Source organism: Streptomyces sp. NPDC048361, assembly GCF_040651795.1.
Lineage (GTDB): Bacteria > Actinomycetota > Actinomycetes > Streptomycetales > Streptomycetaceae > Streptomyces.
The window spans coordinates 38,379-59,172 of the sequence record NZ_JBEZKW010000017.1 but is presented as its reverse complement, the minus strand read 5'-3'; the positions used below and the strand labels follow the sequence as shown (position 1 = coordinate 59,172).

The following is a 20,794-nucleotide window of genomic DNA, read 5'->3' as shown; positions in this document are numbered from 1 at the left end:
GGGGTGATCCGGTGTGGCCGCAGGGATAGCGGGAACGAGCCCCATGACGACTGATCCGCCCCGGGCGCCACGCGCCGATGGTCGTCAGTGATGCAGGTCACGTGAACCTCCGGTGCACGGAACGCTGAATTTCGACGTCTCTCCGGGCGGCAGGAGAGAACCCCCGAGGCTGAGGGAGCAGGGCTTTGTCCACCGTCATCGAGCAGCCGGTCCAGGTACGTCTGATCGCGTCCGCACCCCGCATGGAGACCGTGCCCGCGACACTGCGCTACGACCCCGACGATCCCTTCGCCGTGCACATGGCCTTCCCTGCACCGGCCACCCTCGAAGGCACCGACGTCTCCTGGGAGTTCGCCCGCGAACTGCTCGAAGCCGGTATCGACGCGCCCGCCGGGTTGGGCGATGTGCGGGTGCGCCCCTACGGCTACGACCGCACCGTCCTGGAATTCCACGCCCCCGAAGGCGTCGCCATGGTCCACATCCGCACCTCGGAGGTGCGCCGCTTCCTCCAGCGTGCCGAGCACCTGGTCCCGGTGGGCCGCGAGTACCAGTACCTCGATCTGGACGGGGACCTCGCCGTGCTGCTGCGCGACACCTGCTGACGCGCCCCCGCCGCTGTGACGGCGCCCCTCCCGCACCGCCACCGCTCCTGTCCGACCGCGGCGGTGCCCTTCCATATGCGCCCCGCCCCCGGTCCTTTGTGAGCGCGTCCGCGCACCATTGCATGCGGTCCGCGCCATTGAACACGCTCCGCTCAACGCGGTCCGTCGGACGAGGTCCGCGCCTTTGAACGCGGCCCCGCGCCCCTCTGCATGCGCGCCCGCACTGTCGCCCACTCCTGCTCTTAATCGGTTTGCGGGGTCGCGAGCGACAGGCGTACCTTCGTGACTGGCCCTGTTGTCGTCGAATGGAGTAGGACGTTGCTCGTCTGAGGCCCTGAGACACCGCCGCGCGCACCCCTTTGCCGTGCCGCGCACCCGGTGTGACCTCTGCCTCCGAGCCATGTCCTCAACGACCAGGGCCTTCTTCGTGCCCTGAGCGGTGTCTCAGAACCCCCGTTGCCCGTATTCCTTCCCCGCAACCGGGAGACCCGTATGTCATCTTCCCCTCTCCAGATCAGCTCGGCCGCGCTGTCCTTCGCCTGGCCCGACGGCACCCCCGTCTTCGACGACTTCCAGCTCGCCGTCGGCCCCGGACGCACCGGCCTCGTCGGCCTCAACGGGTCCGGAAAATCAACCCTGTTGAAGCTGATCGCCGGTGTCCTCACCCCAAGCGGCGGCCCCGTCAGGGTCGCGGGTGAGGTCGGCTATCTGCCGCAGAACCTGGTCCTGGACACCACCCTGCGGGTGGACGAGGCCCTCGGCATCGACGCGGTCCGCGCGGCGCTGCACGCCATCGAGGGCGGCGACGCGGACGAGCGGCACTTCGAGACGGTGGGCGACGATTGGGACGTCGAGGAACGCGCCCGCGCCACCCTCGACCAGCTAGGCCTCGGCGCCATCGGCCTCGACCGCACGATCGGCGAGGTGTCGGGCGGCGAGTCGGTGCTGCTCCGGCTGGCCGCACTGCTCCTCAAGCGGCCGGACGTCCTGCTGCTCGACGAGCCCACCAACAACCTGGACCTGCCCGCCCGGCGGCGCCTCTACGGCGCCGTCGACGCCTGGAACGGAGTCCTCCTCGTGGTCAGCCACGACCGGGAACTCCTGGACCGGGTGGACCGCATCGCTGATCTGCGCGAGGGTCAACTCGCTTGGTACGGCGGTAACTTCACAGCGTACGAGGAGGCCCTGCGGGCCGAACAGGAGGCGGCGGAACGGATGGTGCGGGTCGCCGAGGCCGATGTTCAGCGCCAGAAACGCGAACTGTCCGAATCCCAGGTCAAGCTGGCGCGGCGGCAGCGGTACGGGCAGAAGAGCTACGACAACAAAGTGGTGCCGAGGATCGTCGCCAACAACCGCAGGCGTGAGGCACAGGTGTCGGCCGGCAAGCACCGGATCCTGCAGACCGAGCGCCTCGACCAGGCGCGTGAGCGGCTCGACCAGGCGGCGGAAGCGGTACGCGACGACGAGGGCATCCGGATCGAGCTCCCGCACACCACGGTCCACCCCGGCCGCCAGGTCCTCACCCTGCGCGAGCTCCACCTCCCGTACGGCGCCCGGGTGGAGGGCGAGCTCGACGTGCGCGGACCGGAGCGGATCGCCCTGGTGGGCCGCAACGGCGCCGGCAAGACCACGCTGCTCAGAACGGTCGCCGGGCAGCTGGAGCCGGTGGCGGGCGAGGCGGTGGCCCATGTGCCCCTGCGGTTCCTGCCCCAGCGCCTCGATGTGCTCGACGACGCGCTGAGCGTGGTGGAGAACGTGGCCCGGTACGCACCGGGGGCGAGCGACAACGCGATCAGGGCGCGGCTCGCGCGGTTCCTGTTCAAGGGAGCCCGCGCCGAACGGCCGGCCGGCACCCTCTCGGGCGGGGAGCGCTTCCGGGCCGCGCTGGCGGCGCTGCTGCTCGCGGAGCCCGCGCCGCAGCTGCTCATGCTGGACGAGCCCACGAACAACCTGGACATGGCCAGTGTGAGCGCTCTCACGGCGGCCCTGGACGCGTACGAGGGCGCACTGATCGTGGCCAGTCACGACGTGCCCTTCCTGGAATCGATCGGTGTCACCCGCTGGCTGCTGCTCGACGGCGACCTCACCGACACCACGGCGGAGGCGGTCAGGGAGGGGCTCACGGCGCACTGAGCGGAGCTCACGGCACGCCGAGCGGGGCTCACAGCACGCTGAGCGGCCGAGCCGGGGCCCGGCCCGGTAGGTACCGCCGGGCCGGGTCCCGCTGTTTCCCCGCTCACAAGTGGGGCAGCCGCCCAGAGGTGACTTGGCTCTCCCCAAACCTCACCGACCTGCTCATATAACAGAACGTAACCGGACGAAGGGGAAGGAGGACTTGGCTGAGGCTTACGGCCGCTTTAACCTACGGTTTCGTAACCTACGTATGCGTAGGTACGCCTGCCGTCCCCCTTTTCCGTCCCCCTGGAGCACCCCCGTGACGATCACTTCTCCCCACCTCGGCAGCTCGGACGCGTGGACCGACGCCCGGCTGCTGTTCGCGCTGGAAGAGGTAGTCGAAAAGGAGCTCAACCGGCATCTCAAGGTCGCCAAGGACTGGATGCCCCACGACTACGTGCCGTGGTCCGACGCCCGCAACTTCCCCGGCCTCTTCGAGGACGGCGAGGCCTGGGAGCCGCAGCAGTCCAAGGTGACCGACATAGGGAAGATCGCCCTGGTGGTCAACCTGCTCACCGAGGACAACCTGCCCAGCTACCACCACGAGATCGCCTCGCTGTTCGGCCGCGACGGCGCCTGGGGTACCTGGGTGCACCGCTGGACCGCCGAGGAGGGCCGGCACGGCATCGTGATGCGCGACTACCTGCTCGCCTCGCGCGCCGTGGACCCGGACAAGCTGGAGCAGTTCCGGATGATGCACATGAGTGAGGGCTTCGAGTCGGACAACCGGCACTCGATGCTGCACTCGGTGGCGTACGTGGCCTTCCAGGAGCTGGCGACGCGGGTGTCGCACCGCAACACCGGGCACCAGTCGGGCGACCCGGTCTGCGACCGGATGCTGGCGCGGATCGCCACCGACGAGAACCTGCACATGGTCTTCTACCGCAACCTGCTGGGCGCGGCCTTCGAGATCGCCCCGGACCTGACGATGCAGTCGGTGCGCGATGTCGTCGTGAACTTCCGCATGCCCGGCCACGGCATGCCGGGCTTCGAGCGGGCCGCGGCGCAGATGGCGATCGGCGAGATCTACAACATGCGGATCCACCACGACGACGTACTGCAGCCGGTGCTGCGCTTCCTGAAGGTCCTGGAGATCGACGGGCTCGGCCCGGAGGGTCTGAAGGCACAGGAGGAGCTCGGCCTGTACATGGGCGGACTCGACTCCGAGGCCGCCAAGTTCGACGAGAAGCTCGCCGCCCGCAAGGCCCGCATGGCCGCGCGCGGCTGACACCTGCTGACACCGGACCGACGCCTGATACCGGGCCGGCACACACCTGACACCCGGTACGCAGCCTTGATGCCGGGCGGGAACGGCCCCACCGTTCCCGCCCGGCATCGGTCTGTTCAGCGCGGCCCTGTGCCGTGTGCCTTGATCGTTCAGCGCGCCTTGATGGTGTGGTGCGCCTTGCTCGTTCAGCGCGCTTCGATACGTTCCGCCGCCAGGATCCCGGCGGCGCTTGTGCGGGCTAGCGTTGCCGGGAACGCTGCAGAATCAGGCGTTCTCGTTCGGAGAGGCCGCCCCACACTCCGAAGCGCTCATCGTTGGCCAGGGCGTATTCGAGGCATGCCTTCCGCTGCTCGCAGGCGCCGCAGAGCTGCTTGGCCTCACGCGTCGAACTTCCCGGCGCCGGGAAGAAGAACTCTGGCCCGGCCTGGGCGCATAACGCGCTTTCCTGCCAGGTGAGTTCAGCCCCACTGCTGATGGTGTTATTCATCATGCCGTCAACGCTGCCGGGCACTGATCAACGTCCCATCAACAAATCGTGAACGCCGACGTTGATCGGCCCTCGCGGGATTCGCGGAACCTCCGTCCGTAGGAGCTCCCTCCGAGGGGTCCGCCCGTGAGATCCCTCCGTGGGGCGTGCCACGGAGGGTGTCACTCCGGCGCTCCTGCGCTCCTGAACGCCACGCCTGCGCTCCTGCGCCGGCCCGCGGGACGTCCGGTGCGGCCCGCGCGGCCCGCGGGACGTCTGGTGCGGCCCGCGGGATGTCTAGGACGCGTCCATCGAGCTCGTGATGATGGCGATGCGGGCGCCGAACGGATCGGCGATCCGGCCCAGGCGGCCCACGCCCTCCACGTCCATGGGTGCCATGCGGACCGTGCCGCCCAGCTCCCGCGCCTTGGCGGCGGTCGCGTCGGCGTCGGCCACTTCGATGTACGGCATCCAGTAGGCGCCGGCCTCGGATTCCAGTGCATCGTTGTCGAGCGGGACGACGCCGCCGAACATCCCGTCGGGGCCGGCGGTGGCGGGGTTGACCGTGGTGTAGGTGCCGCCCGGGAAGGGCACCTCGGTGCTCTCCCATCCGAACACCGCGTGGTAGAAGCCCGTGGCCGCCTTGACGTCCGGGGTGTAGAGCTCGACCCAGGCCAGCGTGTCACGCCCGCCGGCCGCTTCCATGCCGTTCATCTGCTGAGGCTGCCAGCCCGAGAAGCCGACGCCCGCCGCGTCCTGGAAGACGGCGCTGCGGCCCAGTTCCATGACGTCCATGGGCGGGACGACGACCTTGCCGCCCGCCTGCTCGACGGATTTGGCCGTGGCTTCGATGTCCGGCGTCTGGAAGTACAGGTTCCAGGTCGGTCCGCCCTGCTCGGGGGTGATCGCCATACCGCCGGCGATGGTCTTGCCCGAGGCCTGGAACGTGCCGTATCCGCCGACCTCCGGCCCACCGGGCTGATAGGTCCAGCCGAAGACACCGGTGTAGAAGGCGGCCGCCGCGTCCATGTCCGGCGTACCTAGGTCGAACCAACTGGGAGAGCCCGTCACGTAACGGGTACTGAGCATGGTGAGCTCCTTGGTCGTGTCCCGAGTGGTGCCCCGTTGTCCTGCTCTTCCGAGTCTTCCACCAGCCACTGACAATGCCGAGGCGAACCGCATCGAGCGCAGCCCCCGGGCCAACCCGAGCGGAGCCCAGCCGAGAGCCGAGAACCCAGGGACGAGAGACGCGAGCCGAGAGCCGAACGGAGCCCGGCCGAGGGACGAACGGCCCTCGCTTTCCCGTCCTACGCCCGCGGCCCGGAGCCGCGGCACCTGTCAGCGTGGCTGGAGTGTGGTGCGCAGGCGGTAACGGTCCCCGCTGTACTCGACGGTCGACAGGAGCACCGGGCGCTGGTCCTGGGCGTAGATCGTCTGGTCCAGGGCGAGCACCGGCGCGCCGGGCTCGATGCCCAGGTGCCCGGCGAGGGTCTCGTCCGCGCCGCGCGCTTCGATGGTGGTTTCGGAACGGTCCAGCTCGATGCCGCGCGCGTGCAGTTCCTCGAAGAGCGAGGCCCCGGTGAAGTCCACCGCGTCGAGGCCGGGCGCGAAGGAGGCCACCAGCAGGGTGCGATCGACGGCGATGCGTACGTCGTCGAGCAGCCGCACCCGCTCCAGGCGCAGCAGGGGCGCCCCGGCCGGTACGTCGAGGCGGTCGGCGTCGTCGAGGGTGGCGGGACGCACCTCCTGGTGCAGCACCAGCGAACTCGGCCGCATGTGCTTGCGGCGCGCGGTCGTCGTGAACGATTCGAGGTCGTTGGGCCATTCGCGGGGAGCGACCGGCGCCGCGACGAACCAGCCTCGGCCGTGCGACGCCGTCACGAGGCCCTGCTCCACCAGGTGCGCCAGGGCTTTGCGCAGGGTCACCCGGGAGATGTCGAGCCGTTCGCCGAGTTCCCGCTCGGGAGGCAGCCGGGCACCGGCGACAAGGCCCCGGCGCTGGATCTCGTCCTGGATGAGTTCGGCGGTCTGCGCCCACAGCGGGGCAGGGCCGCCGCCGCGTTCGGTGAAGCGCAGGGGGCGGGCGGGGGTGGCGTCGGCGCTCATCGGAAACCTCCAGCGGCGGAATCCTCGGAGCGTACCACTGCATACCACTCACCTTCCCGGAGAACAGGGCCGATCGCCCCGGGCCCTAGGTCGGATGTTCGGACGTGTGACCAGACCACTATTGACCACTCGAATACCACTGCATACCTTTGGGTGCGGCACCCGGCAGACCCGGCGGCCGACCGGTTCGATGTCCATCGCCCCTGGATGGCCACGGGACCACTCGTGTGATGGAGGAAGACGGATGAGTACGGGCCCATCGAAGGCCGCCGGCAAGAAGCGCGGCGGCAGTGGCGTCATGGCGGTCATGCAGCGCATCGGGCGCAGCCTGATGCTCCCGGTCGCGACACTGCCCGCCGCGGCGCTCCTGGTCCGCCTCGGCGCCACCGACCTGCTCGGCCGGGAGAACTTCCCCGAGCTGATCCGCAGGCTCGGCATGGTCCTGTCGGCCGGCGGCCAGACCGTCTTCGACAACTTGCCGCTGCTGTTCGCCATCGGCGTGGCCATCGGCTTCGCCAAGAAGGCCGACGGCTCGACCGCCCTGGCCGCCGCGGTCGGCTACCTCGTCTTCAAGGCGGTCCTCGCCAGCTCCGCCTTCCCGAAGGGGGTCGACGGCAAGCCGCTGGACGCCAAGGTGCTCGGCGGCATCGTCATGGGTCTGGTGGCCGCGCTGCTCTATCAGCGCTTCAGCCGCACCAAACTCCCCGAATGGCTGGGCTTCTTCGGCGGCCGCAGACTGGTGCCGATCCTCAGTGCCTTCGCGGGCGTCGGCGTGGGCGTCGTTTTCGGTGTCGTCTGGCCCACGGTCGGCGGCTGGTTCTACCACTTCGGCGAGTGGCTGGTCGGCACCGGCGCCTGGGGCGCGGGCATCTTCGGCGTGGTGGTCCGCGCGCTCATCCCGATCGGAATGCACCACTTCTTCACGTTCTTCCCCTGGTTCGACGCCGGTACGTTCGTCAACCCGCACACCGGCGCCGAGGTCCACGGCGACATCGCGCGCTTCCTGGCGGGCGACCCGAGCGCCGGCCAGTTCATGACCGGTGGCTTCCCGATCTACATGTTCGCGCTGCCGGCCGCAGCCATGGCCATCGCGCACACCGCGCGGCCCGAGAACCGCACAATGGTCAAGGGCATGATGATCTCGGTCGCGCTCACCTCGTTCGTCACGGGTGTCACCGAGCCCATCGAGTTCAGCTTCATGTTCGTGGCGCCGCTCCTGTACGCCGTCCACGCGGTGCTCTTCGGCGTCTCCATGGCGGTCTGTTACGCGCTCGGCATCCGCGACGGCTTCGGCTTCTCCTCCGGCGCCATCGATTACGTCGTCAACTACGGCATCGCCACCAAGCCCTGGCTGCTGATCCCCATCGGGCTCGTGTTCGCTGCGCTCTATTACGTGATCTTCCGCTTCGCGATCGTGCGCTTCAACCTGCCGACGCCCGGCCGGGAACCCGTCGAGGGCGAACCGGTCGCCGGCGAACCCGTCGAGCGCGAACCGGCCGATCCCGTCGAGGGCGATCCGGTCGTCAGTGAACCCGTCGACCGCGACCCCGTCGAGCGCGAACCGGCCGCCGGTGAACCCATCGACGCACCGGCAGACACACCCGTGCGCTCCCCCGACGCCATTCCCTCAGGCGCCGCCGTGGAGGACGATCCGGCCTCCAAGGCCTGACCGCTCCCCCTCGACATCCGCCCGTCACCCCCTCGATATCCGCCCGACGCCCCTCGATATCCGCCGCGCACCGGCTCGGCCACCGCCCGACACCGGCCCGGCATCCGCCCACCAACCCCTCGGCCATCCGCTCGACACCGGCTCGGCATCCGCCCAACCCGGCTCGGCTGTCCGCCCGGCACCGGCCCGGAACCCGCCCGACACCCGCTCCACGTTCCGCCGCACGCGGACGGCGAGAGCGCGGATACGAAAGGAACCCTTCATGCCCGGATCGCGTATCACCTTCCTCGACGGCCAGGCCGGTCAGCCGCAGGCGCTCGATCGCGTGATCACCCATGTACGGCAGCAACTCGACGGCCCGGACCTCGCCCGGCTGCGCGAGGTCCGGCGACCGCTCCTCGCCGGGATCGGCGCTTCCTACGCGGCGCTCGCCGTCCCCGTCCAAGTGCTCCGCAGCCACGGCGTACCCGCTCAGCGGGTGCTCTCCAGCGAGATCGAGGACGGCCTGTACGGCTTCGACACAGACCTCCTGATCGGGGTCTCCCAGGGCGGCCGCAGCTCGGAGACGATCGCGGCGTTCAAGGCGGCCACCGGTCCCGCGACGCTCGCCGTCCTCAATGTGACCCCCTCTCCGCTCCGCGAACTCGCCGACCTCACCGTCGACTTGGGCAACGAACCCGACTCCTACGCCTCGACCGTCGGGTTTACCGCCACGGTCGTCGCCCTTGACCTGATCGCGGGCGCCATCGCGGGGCGCACCGGCGACCCGTGGGCGGACATCGCCGAACAGGCCGGCGCGGTCCGGGCCCGCGCGGCCGAGGTGGTCTCGTGTCTCCGCTCGCGGGCGGCGCTGTGCGTGGCGGCCGACTGCGTCGCCTCCGGCGCCTCTCGGGTCAGCGCCGAGGAGGCGGCCCTGCTGCTGCGCGAGGTGCCCCGTATGCCGGCCGCGGCGTCGGTCACCCGTAACTACCTGCACGGCGAGATGGAGTCGGCGGGCAACACCCTGCACCTCGTCTTTGGCGACGGCCGCGAGGTCGAACTCGCCCGCTCCCTGTCGGCGGCCGGCCACCTCACGCTCCTGATCACCACGCAGGACGTGGACCCGGCCGAAAGTCTTGGGGTCGTACGCCTGCCTGAGAGCGCTCCCAGCGCCCGGGTGGTCCTGGAGACGATCGTGGTCCAGGAGCTGGTGGCGGCGCTAAGCGAGGAACGCGAGGTGCCCATCGAGTCGTTCGTGTTCGCCAACGACGACACCAAGGAGGGCGGCGTCGACGCGGCCGACTTCGAGCTGGCCTCACCGGTCGCGGCGGCCTGAGGGCCGGCGCCGCTGCTCCTCGCGCCGGCCTGAACTCCCGTACCGCTACTTCTGCTTGGCGCGGCTCGGCTGTACCCGCTTGGGCTCCCCCGGCATCTTGGGGTAGTCCGGCGGGTACGGCATGTCGCCGAGCGCGTGGTCGCGTTCGTCGCGATCGGCGAGTTCCAGAAGCGGCTCAAGGCCGAAGGCATGGTCGTCCATGTCCGCGTGCAGATCGCCGAGTTCGGCGTAGCGGGCCGGCATGGTCCGCAGGTCGAAGTCCTTGGGGTGGACGTCGTCGAGCTCGTCCCAGCGCAGCGGCGCCGAGACCGGGGCGTGCGGCTTGGGGCGCACCGAGTAGGCGGAGGCGATGGTGCGGTCGCGGGCGGTCTGGTTGTAGTCGACGAAGATCCGCTCGCCGCGTTCCTCCTTCCACCAGGCGGTGGTGACCTTGCCCGCCATACGGCGTTCGAGTTCACGGCCGATGGTGATGGCACAGCGGCGTACTTCGGTGAACGTCCAGCGGGGTTCGATCGGGATGAAGACGTGGATGCCCCGGCCGCCGGACGTCTTGGGCCACCCCGTGATCCCCAACTCGCCCAGGAACGCCCGCAGTTCGTGGGCGACGGGGACGGCGTCGTCGAAGTCGGTGCCGGGCTGCGGGTCCAGGTCGATACGCAGCTCGTCCGGATGGTCGGTGGCCTCGCGCCGTACCGGCCACGGATGGAAAGTCAGACAGCCGAGCTGGGCCGCCCACAGCACTGCGGCCGGCTCGGTGGGGCAGATCTCGTCCGCGTGACGCCCGCTCGGGAACTCGATCCTGGCGGTGGGGATCCACTCCGGGACGTTCTTCGGGGCCCGCTTCTGGAAGAACGACTCGCCGTCAACGCCGTCGGGATAGCGCTCCAGGGTGGTGGGACGCTCGCGCAGAGCGCGGGTGATGCCGTCGGCTACGGCCAGGTAGTACTGCGCCACGTCCAGCTTGGTGTAGCCGGCCTCGGGGAAGTACACCTTGTCCGGATTCGAGAGCCGCACGGTACGCCCGCCGGCTTCCAGCTCGATCGCCTCGCCCTTGCCCATGCAGGCCACGGTAGGCGGAAGCCGCCAATGCCGCATATCGGCACATCGGTGAGAATCAGTCGTATGGATCTCCCGGTGATGCCTCCAGTGAAGCCGATGCTCGCCAAGTCCGTGGCGAAAATTCCGCCCGGGATGCAGTACGAGGCGAAGTGGGACGGGTTCCGGGCGATCGTGCACCGGGACGGCGCCGACGTGGTCATCGGCAGCCGCAACGGCAAGCCTCTGACCCGGTACTTTCCCGAACTGGCCGCTGCGCTCGCCGAGCGGTTGCCCCAGCGGTGCGTGGTGGACGGCGAAATCGTGATCGCCCACGAGGGGCGCCTCGACTTCGACCGGCTGTCCGAACGCATCCACCCCGCCGCGTCCCGGGTGAAGCTGCTCGCCGAACAGACACCGGCGAGCTTCATCGCCTTCGACCTGCTGGCGCTCGACGACACGGCGCTCCTCGACACCCCGCTGGCGGAACGGCGCGCGCTGCTCGCCGAGGCGTTGAGAGCGGTCTCAGCGCCGGTCCACCTGGCTCCCGCCACGACCGACATCGATGTGGCCCGGCGCTGGTTCGACCAGTACGAGGGCGCCGGACTCGACGGAGTCGTGGCCAAACCGCTCGACCTGCCCTACCGGCCCGACGCCCGCCTCATGTACAAGATCAAGCACGAGCGTACGGCGGACGTCGTGGTCGCCGGGTACCGCCACCACAAGAGCGGTCCGGTGGTCGGCTCCCTGCTGCTCGGCCTGTTCGACGCGCAGGGAGCGCTTCAGCACGTCGGCGTGTGCGCGGCCTTCCCGATGAAGCGCCGCGTCGAACTGATCGAGGAGTTCGCGCCCCTGCTCATGCGCGACGCGCTCGCCGAAGGCCACCCGTGGGCCGCCTGGGCCGAGGAGTCGGCACACGAGAGCGCGAGGCTGCCGGGTGCGGTCAGCCGCTGGACCGGCAAGAAGGACCTGTCATGGGTACCGGTGCGCCCCGAGCGGGTGGTGGAGGTGGCGTACGACCACATGGAGGGCGACCGGTTCCGGCACACCGCGCAGTTCCGGCGCTGGCGCCCCGACCGCACCCCCTCCAGCTGCACCTACGCCCAACTGGAGGAGCCCGTCCGGTACGACCTCGCGGAAGTCCTGTCGTCGGAGAACGGCTGACTCCGGGTCCGGGTACCGGAAGCGGCGGAATCGGCGGCAGCCCTGTCAGGGGGTGGGCGAGGGGCAGCCCGACGTGGGCGGTGTGGTGCCGGGATCCGGCGTGGCCTGGGTGGAGGGCGATCCGCCGGGACAGACCGGCACGCCGGGGCCGCCCGACGGCGAGGGGCTGCTGGAAGCGCTCTCGGACGGCGAGGGCGAGGGGCTCGTCCCGCCGGGCGAAGACGGCGAAGACGGCGAAGACGGCGAGGACGACGGGGAACCCGACGGCGAGGAGGACGCGGACGGGGACGGGGAGTGACCGGGTCCGGGGCCGGACGAGGGGCTGCCCCCGGGCCGCGTCGGTACCGGACGCGAGGGTCGCGGACTCGGCTGGGACCCGATCACGATGCCGCCGCCCTGCTGACGGCCGTGGTCGGCGTCGATCTGTCCCGCGCTGCCCGCTCCGGGTGTTGTTGGGAGCGCTCCCTGACCGTCCGGCACCGCATGGGTGCCCCGGCGGTAGAACTCCAGCCACGTCAGGACCGTACGCAGGTAGTCGGCGGAGTGGTTGTAGCTCAGCACGGCACGGTCCACGTCGGCGGGGACGGTGAGGTTGCGGGCGTCCGCGCACAGATACCCGCCGGCGGCGAGTGCCGCGTCGAAGACGTTGTTGGGGTCCTTGCGCCCGTCGTCGTTGCCGTCCTGCGCCCAGGTGGCCCAGGTGGACGGGATGAACTGCATGGGGCCCACCGCACGGTCGAACTGGGCGTCCCCGTCCAGGGTTCCGTGGTCGGTGTCGGGGATGTGTGCGAAGCCGGCGCCGTCGAGCACCGGCCCGAGGATCGGCGTGAGGGTCGTGCCGTGTGCGTCGACCCGCCCCCCGCCCGCGTGCCCCGACTCCACCTTGCCCAGGGCGGCGAGGAGTTGCCAGGGCAGGTGGCAGCCCGGCCGGGTGCCGCGCAGCCGGCTCTCCGCCCGCTGGTACGCGGCGAGGACGGTGGCCGGGATGCCCTCCTGTGTCCACACCGGGTCGATCACCGCGACACCCGGCGCGGGGGCGGCGGCGCCCGGGCTCTGCGGCGAGACCAGCGGGGGGAGTTCGGTGTGGTACGAGCCGTCGGACGGCGGCGCCTCGCTCACCATCGCGGGCGGTCCGGCGACCGGTGCCTCCTGTCGCTGGGCGGCGGGGCGGATCAGGCCGGGAGCCTGCGACGCGGTCAGCGCGGCCATCGCGACGGCCGCGACCGCCGTGCCGGTGAACCCACGCCGTAACCGCTTCCCGCCGGGCAGCCGCAACTCCACGGACCTGGCGGCGCCACGCCACCGCGGGGCCTTCACGATCCCTGCCCGAAGGTGTCGATGCCGGAGACCTTCCAGACGGCTCCGCTCCCCCGGACCACATCGACGGCGAACATCGCCGCGGCGTACGTCGTTTCGGGCTTCTTGCCCGCCGTCCGGGTGCTGCTCTGGTCGGCGTAGACCAGAACCCGCGCGCGGCTGCCGTCGATCATCTCCACACCGCTCTCCGTCACCGTCGTCGTCAGCACCAGTTTCTGGTCCGCGCCCTGCGCCCGGACGGCGGCCAGCATGTCGCGGTGCTGCCCAACCGCCTTGCCCGTGAGGAGCGTTGAGGCCGCTTTGTCGGCAGCGGCCGTGTCCGCGTAGTTGTACGAGAACAGCGCCGCGACGGCCTTGGCGGTCTGGCCCTTGACGTCACTGGTGCGGGCGGGGTCGGTCAGCGCGGCGTTCCGGGCCGCCGGATCGGAGCGCAGGGTGTCGGCCCGGGTGGCGGCGAGCCCGGCGAACGCGCCGAGCAGGACGATGAGCACGCACAGGACGACGGGCGCCGGCAGCGAGCCGACCCGGCGCACGGCGGCCATGACACCGGCGCCGGGTACCCGCAGCACGGACAGACGACCCCGAGCCGGCGTCTCATCGGAAGCCGGCGTCTCCTCGGAACCGGAACTCGACGTCTTTTCAAGGGACTTGCCGGACTTGCCCGTCGCCTCCTTTTTGGGGCCGCGGGGAGGATTCTTGCGGGTGGCGCCGGGGAGGTCGTCAGACGGGCCTTCGGCCGGCCCGACTCGGTCCGGCCCGGGCTCGGTGACGGGCTCGGCGGCAGATTCGGCCACGGGCTCGGTGACGGGATCAGCGGCAGGGTCCGTGACGGGCTCAGTGACGGGTTCGGTGGCACGCTCGGTCACGGGCTCGGTGGCCGCGCGGGCGGCGCCTGCGTGGGCCAGCCGGCGCTGACGGTTGACCAGGTGGCGGGTGGTCGACATGGGCGGCTCCTGTCCGAAGGGTGAAGGGGGTCAGTTGGCCGCGCTGTCGCCGACCGGCGCCTGACCGAGGGCGCTCAGCTTCCAGCCGCCCGCGGTGCGGGTCAGCTCGCCGAGCATCCGGCTGTCCTTGGCGGAGGGTTGCTGCTTGGGCGCCTGTACGGTGATCCGCAGCGCCACCATCACCCTGGCCCGGCCCGCCCGGTCGTCGAGCTCGGTGACCGCGCCGTCGAGCACCTTGGCGGTGGTGACGGTCCCGGCCTGCTGCACCTGCTTCTCGAACTCGCCGCGCCCGTCGGCCAGTTGCTGATGCAGGTCGCCGGTGGTGGAGTCCTGCCACAGGTCGAGCCCGTGGGCCAGATCCTTGTGGTCGAGGGTGGAGAGGTTCTGCACGGCCTGTTCGCCGGCCGCGAGAACCTTGTCGCGGGAACGCGCGTAGGAGGCGGAATCGTCGTGCGCGGCGCCGTACCAGGACCAGCCGGCCCACACCGCGAAACCACCCGCGAGCAGGGTGAACGCCAGCCCGACGGCGAGTAGGGGCTGGATCGTCATGCGTGCCATGTGCTGGGTGCTCCCTCTGTGCGGTGCGGCTGTACGGTGCGGCTGTGCTGGTGTGCGGTGCGGACGACGCCCCACGGCGACACGGACGCCGTCTAGCGGGCCTGGATGTCGGTGATCTGCCAGTGGCCGCCGACGAGTTGGGCGGTGACGCTCAGCTGGGCGGCGGCTGCGGTGGCAGGCTTCCCGCCCCGCTGGGCCCGTTGGTCGAGGAAGACGAGCAGCTCCGCGCGGTCGTGGGTCAGCCGGACGACTCCGGCCCGCACCACATGCGTGGTCAGCGCGAGCTTCTGCTCGGCCACACGCTGCTTCAACTCCCCGAAAAGCGCCGCATATTGGGTGGCGGCCCGACCGCCGAGCAGGTCCTTCGCCGCGTCCTCGGTGGCACGGGTGTCCTGCGGCGCGTACGAGAAGACCTTCCCGAGCGTGTTGCTGACGTCCCCGATGACTCGCGTGGTCGCCCCGGCATCGGTGAGCGCCCGGTTGCTTGCGGCGGGCGTGTGAGTCAACTGCCGTGCCTGGAACAGCAGTCCACCCCCGGCGAGCAGCAGCACCAGGACGAGACCGCCGCAGGCAAGAACGAGCATGCGGTGGCGGCCGGGCCGAACGGGATGACTACCCTCGCCCCCCACACCCGTGCCCGTACCCGTACCCGTACCCGTACCCGTACCCGTACCCGTACCCGTACCCGTGCCCGTGCCCGTGCCGTCAGGGTCGGCGTCGGCACCCCGGGCAGGGTCGGCGTCGGTACCCCGGGTCGAGCCCCGGCCCGCCGAGTCGCAGTCCACAAGGCCGCTCTCCACCGCGCCCCGGTCCGCCGATTCACCGTCCGCCGGGTCGCGCTTCGCCACCCCCCGGTCCGCCGCATCACCGTCCGCCGCGTCACCGCGAACCGCTTTCGCCTCTGCTGTGCCCACGCTGTTGTCTCCCTATCGGTCCGGGTCAGGGTGCCGCGACCGGGACCGCGTTGAGTGTCTTCAACTTCCAACCGGCCCCCGTGCGTTCGAGTGCCGCCTCGAAGCGCTTGCGATCGGTGGTGGCTGCGCCACCCTTCGGGGTGAGCTGCACCCGCACCGTCGCGATGAGCTTCGCGCTGCCCGCTCGGTCGTCGAGTTCGGTGATGGCCACGTCCGTGACCTCGCCGCGCGCGGAGGTCGTGGGCTTTCCGGCGCCCGTCCGGCGGAGTTCGTCGTGGAGCGGCCCCGTGGAGGAGGACAGCCAGGTGCTCAACGTCGTATCGGGGTGGGCGGCGTCCAGCGTCGAGAGCGCGGCCACCTGGGCACGGCCCGCCTTCAGGACAGCGTCACGGGAAGCTGCGTATGCCAGGGAGGAGTCGGAGCGCGCCTCCAGGTACGCCCATCCCCCGAAGACGGCGAACGCGGCTGAGAGCGCTATCAAGGCCACGGCGAGGACGCGGGTGCGGGTGTGGGTGTGGGTGCGGGCGCGCCGGGGGGTGTCCGGGAGCGGGTTCACGGCCGACCGCCCTTTCCCGCGGCGTCCTCGGTCAGGCCCAGCAGGCCCGCCAGGTCTTGCGGGCCACCGGGCAGTGCGGGCAGTGCGGGCAGTGCGGGCAGGCCCAGGGCGCCCGGGAGCGCGGCCCCTTGCGCTTGCTGCGGGGCGGCCGGGGTCGCGGGCCCGGCCCCCTGTGCAACGGTGGTCGCCGGCAGGGAACCCGGCTGGGCCGGAGCCGGAATGCCGCCGCCGGAGGGTGCGTGCGCCGAGCCCCGTACGTCGATGCCACTGCTCGCCGGCGCGGAGCACCGCGCCTTGGTGTTGAGCTTGGGTGTGTCGAGGGTTTCGAGGCCGTTGCGGTAGGTCGTACCGCCGTACCCGTCGGTGCAGGGAAGCGGCGCGAAGAAGGTGACCGCCATACCCAGGTTGGCTCCGTTCTTGTCGATCGCGGTGGCTCCGGCGGCGGTCAACGGAGGTAGTTTCACCAGGAGTTCCTCGATTCCCCGTTGCCTGGTCACGGCCACGTCCGCCGTTGTGAGGAGGTTCGCGAGTACCACGCCGAGCGCCGGATCGAGGTCTCCGAGGAGCCCGCTGACCTGGCCCGCGGCATCGGGTGCGGCGGCGATCAGGCGGCGCAGGTCACCGTCGGAGTTCTTCAGTGTGGCCGCCAGGCTCTGCGCGCCGGTGGCGAACGTCTTGATGGCCTGGCCCTCGTCGGCCTGGGTGTGCAACACGGTCTCACCGTCCGCGAGCAGCTTGGTCGTACTCGGCAGCGCCTTGTCGGCCGCCTTGACGAAGTCGCTGCCGTTGTCGAGGAGCGCCTGGAGGTCGTCGCCGCGCCCTTCGAAGGCCTTGCCGAACTCGTCGACGACCGTACGCAGCGACTCCAACGGCACTGATGCGGCAAGGTCGTTGACGCTGCTCAGTACGGTGGTGACGGGCGCCGGGGTGCGGGTGTCGGACTGTGCGACCACAGAGCCGTCGCCCAGGTAGGGCCCGCCGGAGGAGGTCGGCCGCAGGTCGATGTACTGCTCGCCGACGGCGGACAGATCGGCCACCACCGCCTCCAGCGAGCTCGGGATGGGCGGGGCGGAGTCGTCGATGTGCAGCTCGGCCACGACGCCGTCGTCGGTGAGCCCGATGGGACCCACGCGCCCCACCGAGACACCCCGGTAGGTGACGTTGGAATGGGTGAACAGGCCGCCAGTTTCTGCCAGTTGGACCTTCACGGTGTAGTAGGTGCGGATGCCGACGTAGTGGCCCAGGTCGGCGTAACGGAACCCGGTGTAGCCGAGCACCAGGACGCCGATGACGAGGAACGCCACGTTCTTGAGTCTGGTCGCCCGCGTCAGCATCAGCTCGTCCCCTTCTGCCCGCCGACCGATGTCTGGCCGCCGACCGACGTCTGCCCGTCGGCCGGCTTCTGCCCGGCGGCCGGCTTCTGCCCGGCGGCCGGCTTCTGCCCGCCGACCGGCGGGAGACCGAACGGCGTCATAGGGCCGCCCTTCGCCGCCGGTGTCGGCGTGGGCAGCGTGGTCGGCGTGGTCGGCGGCGTTGTGAGCGGCGGGATGATCTGGGTGCCGGGTGCGGCCGTCACGTCGAGGTAGACGTTGAGGTAGTCACCCTTGACCCCGCGCAGCACCTCATCGGTGAACGGATAGGTGAGCAGCACCTGGAGTGAGTCGGGCAGGTCCTTCCCGGAGTCGGCCAGCGATGTGAGGATCGGCGCGAGCGACTTGAGGTCGGCCACCATGTCGTCCTTGCTCTTGTTGACCGTCGAGACGGCGACCGTGGAGAGAGTGTCGAGCGATTTGAGCATCGTCAGGAGTGAACCCCGTTGTTCCTCAAGGACTTTGAGGCCCGGTGACAGCCCCGTGAGGACCGTGCCGACCTGCTGTTTGCGGGTGGCGAGAGTCGCCGAGAGCCGGTTGACGCCGTCGAGGGCGTCGGTGATGGAGCCGCGGTGCCCGTCCAGGTCGGTGACGAGGGTGTTGACCCGCTGAAGCATGGAACGCACCTCCGGCTCGCGGCCCGCGATGGCCTTGTTGAGCTCGGTCGTGATCGTCTTCAACTGGTTGACGCCGCCTCCGTTGAGCAGCATGGAGAGCGCTCCCAGAACTTCCTCCACCTCCGGATTGCGGTTGGTGCGCGCGATCGGGATGGCCGCGCCCGGTCCGAGGCGCCCCTGGGCTGCCTCCTTGGTCTGCTTCGCGGGCGCGGAGAGCTGGACGAACTTCTCGCCGAGGAGACTGGACTGTTCCAGCTGGGCGTAGGCGTTGGCGGGGAGGTTCACATCGCCCCGGATCCGCATGGTCACCTCGGCCGACCATCCGTCGGGGGCGAGCGACACCTTGGTGACCCGGCCGACGGCGACGTCGTTGACCTTCACCGCGGCCTGCGGCACCAGGCTGAGCACATCGGCGAAGTCGGCGGTGATGTCGTAGGGGTGGCTGCCCAGGTCGGCGCCGCCGGGCAGCGGAAGCTGGTCGATGCCGGAGAACGACGGTACCGAGCAGCTCCCCAGGGTCAGGGCCAGGGCGACGACGACCGCGACCCCGGCTCCCGTCGCGGCTCCGGCGCGCCGCGTGAGGTGTGGCGTCATCCCCGGCCTCCGCTCTTGGCGGCCGGCCCCGAGGACCGTGCCGGGTCGGGGGCGGATCCCTTCGCGGTGTCGGCGGCCGTCCCGTACACGGTGCCGACGGGCGGCAGGGGCAGCGCTGGGAGCGCTCTCAGCCGCTCCTCGGGTACCGGCACGAGAGGTGCGCTGCCCGCGACCGCCGGGTTGGGGGCGTGGACGAGGTCGCCGCCCATGCTGATCTCGTTGATGTCGCCGCGCCCGTCGAGGGTGCGGTGCACGGGGTCGTAGGCGTTGAGAGCGTTTCCGGCGGCGAGCGGCGCCGTGTCGAGGGCCTCGGCGAGGGAGGCGCGCTGGTCTACGAGGAGCTGGGTGAGCGGGGCCAGCTTGTCGACCTCGGACTTGAGGCTGCCGCGGTTGTCCTGGATGAAGGTCTTGACGCTGCCGAGCGCGGTGCCGAGTTCTTTGAGCGCGCCGGCGAGGTTGTCCTTGTTGTCGGCGAAGAAGGAGGTGACGTCGGCGAGTTGGTTCTGTGCGTCGCGTACCGCGCCGTCGTTGTTCTTCAGCATGGTGGTGAAGGTCTGCAGGTAGGACAGGGTGGCGAAGAGGTGGTCGCTGCTGCCGTCGAGTGTTTTGGCGGCCTTGCCGAACTGCTCGATCGAGTCGCCGATGGCGGCGCCGTTGCCGTCGAGGTTCTTGGCGCCGGTGTCGAGCAGCCCTGAGAGCGCTCCCGTCGCGTTGGCGCCGGTGGGGCCGAGGGCTTTACTGAGGTCGGTCAGGGAGGCGTACAGCTGGTCGACCTCGACGGGGGTGGCGTTGCGGGAGGCGGGCAGCTCAGCGTGGTCGGCGATCTCGGGGCCGCCGGTGTACGCCGGGGCGAGCTGGACGTACCGGTCGGCGACGACGCTGGGCGAGACGACGGCGGCGCGGACGTCCTTGGGCACCTGTACGCCCCGGTCCAGGCGCACCACCACCTTGACCTGCTGTCCCTGCGGGGTCACCGAGTCGACCTCGCCGACCTTGACGCCGAGGATCCGCAGGTCGGAGCCGGGGTAGATGCCGACGGCCTGGTTGAAGTAGGCGGTGATGTGCTTGCCGTCGGGGCCCGCGAACACGCGCAGCCCGCCGAGCACGGTGACGGTGATGACCGCGAGGGCCAGGACGATCGTGAGAGCGCGTCGCCGGCTCACGGGTAGCCTCCGTTCTTCGGCGGCATGCAGCCGGTGCTCGGGAGCGACTTCGCCGGCAGGTAGTTCCTGGGGACGAGTCCGCAGATGTAGGTGTCGAACCAGCGGCCGTTGCCGATGGTGTTGCCGACGAGCCGGTAGTAGGGCCCGGCCAGGGCGAGGGTCTGGTCGAGACCCTGCTGGTTCTTGACGAGGACGTCGGTGACGCGCCCCAACGCGGCCAGGGTGGGCTTGAGTTGGGCGGAGTTGTCCTTGACGAGGCCGGTGAGCTGGGTACCGAGTCCCCGGGATCCGGTGAGGAGCGCCTGGATGGCGTCGCGGCGCTGTTTGAGTTCGCCGAGGAGCAGTCCGCCGTCGTTGATGAGCGTTTCGAAGCTGCTCTTCTTGTCGGCCAGCGTCTTCGTCAACTGCGCGCTGCCCTTGAGGAGTTGGGCGAGCTGGCCGTCGCGCTCGGAGACGGTCTTCGACAGGGCGGAGAGCCCGGTGACGGCAGTGCGTACCTCGGGCGGCGAGTCCTTGAAGGTGTCGGAGATCGTCTCGAAACTCTTGGCGAGCTGAGCGGTGTCGATGGCACCGATCGTGTGGCCGAGCCCTTCGAAGGCCTGCGTGACGTCGTACGGTGACGTCGTGCGGGCCAGCGGGATGCGGCGGTCCGGGTCCTGTCGGGCGGTGCCGAGGGGGTCGATCGCCAGGTACTTCTCGCCGAGCAGGGTCTTGATGGCGATGGCCGCGGTGGAGGCGTTCCCGATCCAGGCGTCCTTCACCGTGAAAGTGACCTTCACCTTGGCGCCGTCGAGGGAGACCGCGCTGACCTCGCCGACCTTGACCCCGGCGATCCGCACCTCGTCGCCGTCGCGCAGCCCCGCGGACTCGGAGAAGTCGGCGCTGTAGGCGGTGCCGCCGCCGATGAACGGCAGCGAGTCGGCGTTGTACGCGGCGACGCCGATGAGAGTGAGGACCAGCAGCCCCACCAGGCTGACCGCGACGGGGTTGCGCTCCTTCAT

General features: G+C 70.6%; 19 protein-coding genes. 6 read left to right on the top strand and 13 right to left on the bottom strand.

Annotated features, from left to right (window positions below):
• Positions 1 to 185 precede the first annotated feature (185 nt).
• From AB0D31_RS12685 to AB0D31_RS12675, 3 genes are all read left to right on the top strand, one after another.
• The gene (locus tag AB0D31_RS12685) at positions 186 to 602 is read left to right on the top strand and encodes an SsgA family sporulation/cell division regulator (protein WP_362720915.1); all 417 of its coding nucleotides are present in this window, start codon (positions 186 to 188) and stop codon (positions 600 to 602) included.
• A gap of 492 nt (positions 603 to 1,094) precedes the next feature.
• Positions 1,095 to 2,735, top strand: a complete 1,641-nt coding sequence (locus tag AB0D31_RS12680) for an ABC-F family ATP-binding cassette domain-containing protein (RefSeq protein WP_362720912.1) — start codon at positions 1,095 to 1,097, stop codon at positions 2,733 to 2,735.
• A gap of 301 nt (positions 2,736 to 3,036) precedes the next feature.
• A complete protein-coding gene (locus AB0D31_RS12675) occupies positions 3,037 to 4,005 on the top strand; it encodes an acyl-ACP desaturase (RefSeq protein WP_362720909.1) in 969 nt (322 codons plus the stop codon).
• A gap of 238 nt (positions 4,006 to 4,243) precedes the next feature.
• On the opposite strand, the gene AB0D31_RS12670 is transcribed toward AB0D31_RS12675, so the two are convergent.
• From AB0D31_RS12670 to AB0D31_RS12660, 3 genes are all read right to left on the bottom strand, one after another.
• Positions 4,244 to 4,495 carry a WhiB family transcriptional regulator gene (locus tag AB0D31_RS12670; protein ID WP_362720907.1) on the bottom strand — a complete coding sequence of 84 codons (252 nt, stop codon included), beginning with the start codon at positions 4,493 to 4,495 and terminating at the stop codon, positions 4,244 to 4,246.
• Between the two features lie 273 nt (positions 4,496 to 4,768).
• Complete coding sequence (locus tag AB0D31_RS12665; RefSeq protein WP_362720904.1) at positions 4,769 to 5,560, bottom strand: VOC family protein; 792 nt, start codon at positions 5,558 to 5,560, stop codon at positions 4,769 to 4,771.
• Positions 5,561 to 5,809: 249 nt separating this feature from the next.
• Positions 5,810 to 6,577 (bottom strand): GntR family transcriptional regulator, encoded by a 768-nt coding sequence (locus AB0D31_RS12660; RefSeq protein WP_362720901.1) that lies wholly within the window; start codon positions 6,575 to 6,577, stop codon positions 5,810 to 5,812.
• A gap of 244 nt (positions 6,578 to 6,821) precedes the next feature.
• Between AB0D31_RS12660 and AB0D31_RS12655 the strand changes: the two genes are divergently transcribed.
• Both AB0D31_RS12655 and AB0D31_RS12650 read left to right on the top strand, forming a co-directional pair.
• On the top strand, positions 6,822 to 8,246 hold the full coding sequence (locus AB0D31_RS12655; RefSeq protein WP_362720898.1) for a PTS transporter subunit EIIC: 1,425 nt from the start codon (positions 6,822 to 6,824) through the stop codon (positions 8,244 to 8,246).
• Between the two features lie 262 nt (positions 8,247 to 8,508).
• Positions 8,509 to 9,561: an SIS domain-containing protein gene (locus AB0D31_RS12650; protein WP_362720895.1), complete on the top strand. Its 1,053-nt coding sequence runs from the start codon at positions 8,509 to 8,511 to the stop codon at positions 9,559 to 9,561.
• A gap of 45 nt (positions 9,562 to 9,606) precedes the next feature.
• Here AB0D31_RS12650 and ligD read toward each other — a convergent pair whose 3' ends face one another.
• Positions 9,607 to 10,620 carry a non-homologous end-joining DNA ligase gene (gene ligD, locus AB0D31_RS12645; RefSeq protein ID WP_362720893.1) on the bottom strand — a complete coding sequence of 338 codons (1,014 nt, stop codon included), beginning with the start codon at positions 10,618 to 10,620 and terminating at the stop codon, positions 9,607 to 9,609.
• Positions 10,621 to 10,683: 63 nt separating this feature from the next.
• Between ligD and AB0D31_RS12640 the strand changes: the two genes are divergently transcribed.
• Positions 10,684 to 11,760, top strand: coding sequence for an ATP-dependent DNA ligase (locus AB0D31_RS12640; RefSeq protein WP_362720891.1), 1,077 nt, complete (start codon positions 10,684 to 10,686; stop codon positions 11,758 to 11,760).
• A gap of 45 nt (positions 11,761 to 11,805) precedes the next feature.
• Here AB0D31_RS12640 and AB0D31_RS12635 read toward each other — a convergent pair whose 3' ends face one another.
• The 9 genes from AB0D31_RS12635 to AB0D31_RS12595 all read right to left on the bottom strand — a co-directional run bounded on the left by AB0D31_RS12635 (position 11,806) and on the right by AB0D31_RS12595 (position 20,794).
• The gene (locus AB0D31_RS12635) at positions 11,806 to 13,077 is read right to left on the bottom strand and encodes a lytic transglycosylase domain-containing protein (protein WP_362720888.1); all 1,272 of its coding nucleotides are present in this window, start codon (positions 13,075 to 13,077) and stop codon (positions 11,806 to 11,808) included.
• A complete protein-coding gene (locus AB0D31_RS12630) occupies positions 13,074 to 14,021 on the bottom strand; it encodes a hypothetical protein (RefSeq protein WP_362720885.1) in 948 nt (315 codons plus the stop codon). The genes AB0D31_RS12635 and AB0D31_RS12630 overlap by 4 nt, the downstream gene beginning before the upstream one ends.
• 30 nt (positions 14,022 to 14,051) lie before the next feature.
• On the bottom strand, positions 14,052 to 14,579 hold the full coding sequence (locus AB0D31_RS12625) for a nuclear transport factor 2 family protein (protein ID WP_362720883.1): 528 nt from the start codon (positions 14,577 to 14,579) through the stop codon (positions 14,052 to 14,054).
• Between the two features lie 92 nt (positions 14,580 to 14,671).
• Positions 14,672 to 15,493 (bottom strand): hypothetical protein, encoded by an 822-nt coding sequence (locus AB0D31_RS12620; RefSeq protein WP_362720881.1) that lies wholly within the window; start codon positions 15,491 to 15,493, stop codon positions 14,672 to 14,674.
• Between the two features lie 25 nt (positions 15,494 to 15,518).
• Positions 15,519 to 16,049, bottom strand: coding sequence for a hypothetical protein (locus AB0D31_RS12615; protein WP_362720878.1), 531 nt, complete (start codon positions 16,047 to 16,049; stop codon positions 15,519 to 15,521).
• On the bottom strand, positions 16,046 to 17,383 hold the full coding sequence (locus AB0D31_RS12610) for an MlaD family protein (RefSeq protein WP_362720875.1): 1,338 nt from the start codon (positions 17,381 to 17,383) through the stop codon (positions 16,046 to 16,048). The genes AB0D31_RS12615 and AB0D31_RS12610 overlap by 4 nt, the downstream gene beginning before the upstream one ends.
• Positions 17,383 to 18,630 carry an MCE family protein gene (locus AB0D31_RS12605; protein WP_362720872.1) on the bottom strand — a complete coding sequence of 416 codons (1,248 nt, stop codon included), beginning with the start codon at positions 18,628 to 18,630 and terminating at the stop codon, positions 17,383 to 17,385. Before AB0D31_RS12605 ends, AB0D31_RS12610 begins: the two co-directional genes overlap by 1 nt.
• Entirely contained in the window at positions 18,627 to 19,793 is a 1,167-nt protein-coding gene (locus AB0D31_RS12600) for an MCE family protein (protein WP_362720869.1), read from the bottom strand. The genes AB0D31_RS12605 and AB0D31_RS12600 overlap by 4 nt, the downstream gene beginning before the upstream one ends.
• On the bottom strand, positions 19,790 to 20,794 hold the full coding sequence (locus AB0D31_RS12595; protein ID WP_362720867.1) for an MCE family protein: 1,005 nt from the start codon (positions 20,792 to 20,794) through the stop codon (positions 19,790 to 19,792). The genes AB0D31_RS12600 and AB0D31_RS12595 overlap by 4 nt, the downstream gene beginning before the upstream one ends.

Bases quoted from the DNA above. Each gene is read 5' to 3' on its own strand.
- AB0D31_RS12680 (WP_362720912.1), top strand. From the start codon at position 1,095: ATGTCATCTTCCCCTCTCCAGATCAGCTCGGCCGCGCTGTCCTTCGCC.
- AB0D31_RS12670 (WP_362720907.1), bottom strand. From the start codon at position 4,495: ATGATGAATAACACCATCAGCAGTGGGGCTGAACTCACCTGGCAGGAA.
- AB0D31_RS12665 (WP_362720904.1), bottom strand. From the start codon at position 5,560: ATGCTCAGTACCCGTTACGTGACGGGCTCTCCCAGTTGGTTCGACCTA.
- AB0D31_RS12660 (WP_362720901.1), bottom strand. From the start codon at position 6,577: ATGAGCGCCGACGCCACCCCCGCCCGCCCCCTGCGCTTCACCGAACGC.
- AB0D31_RS12655 (WP_362720898.1), top strand. From the start codon at position 6,822: ATGAGTACGGGCCCATCGAAGGCCGCCGGCAAGAAGCGCGGCGGCAGT.
- AB0D31_RS12650 (WP_362720895.1), top strand. From the start codon at position 8,509: ATGCCCGGATCGCGTATCACCTTCCTCGACGGCCAGGCCGGTCAGCCG.
- ligD (WP_362720893.1), bottom strand. From the start codon at position 10,620: ATGGGCAAGGGCGAGGCGATCGAGCTGGAAGCCGGCGGGCGTACCGTG.
- AB0D31_RS12640 (WP_362720891.1), top strand. From the start codon at position 10,684: ATGGATCTCCCGGTGATGCCTCCAGTGAAGCCGATGCTCGCCAAGTCC.
- AB0D31_RS12630 (WP_362720885.1), bottom strand. From the start codon at position 14,021: ATGTCGACCACCCGCCACCTGGTCAACCGTCAGCGCCGGCTGGCCCAC.
- AB0D31_RS12625 (WP_362720883.1), bottom strand. From the start codon at position 14,579: ATGGCACGCATGACGATCCAGCCCCTACTCGCCGTCGGGCTGGCGTTC.
- AB0D31_RS12610 (WP_362720875.1), bottom strand. From the start codon at position 17,383: ATGCTGACGCGGGCGACCAGACTCAAGAACGTGGCGTTCCTCGTCATC.
- AB0D31_RS12605 (WP_362720872.1), bottom strand. From the start codon at position 18,630: ATGACGCCACACCTCACGCGGCGCGCCGGAGCCGCGACGGGAGCCGGG.
- AB0D31_RS12595 (WP_362720867.1), bottom strand. From the start codon at position 20,794: ATGAAGGAGCGCAACCCCGTCGCGGTCAGCCTGGTGGGGCTGCTGGTC.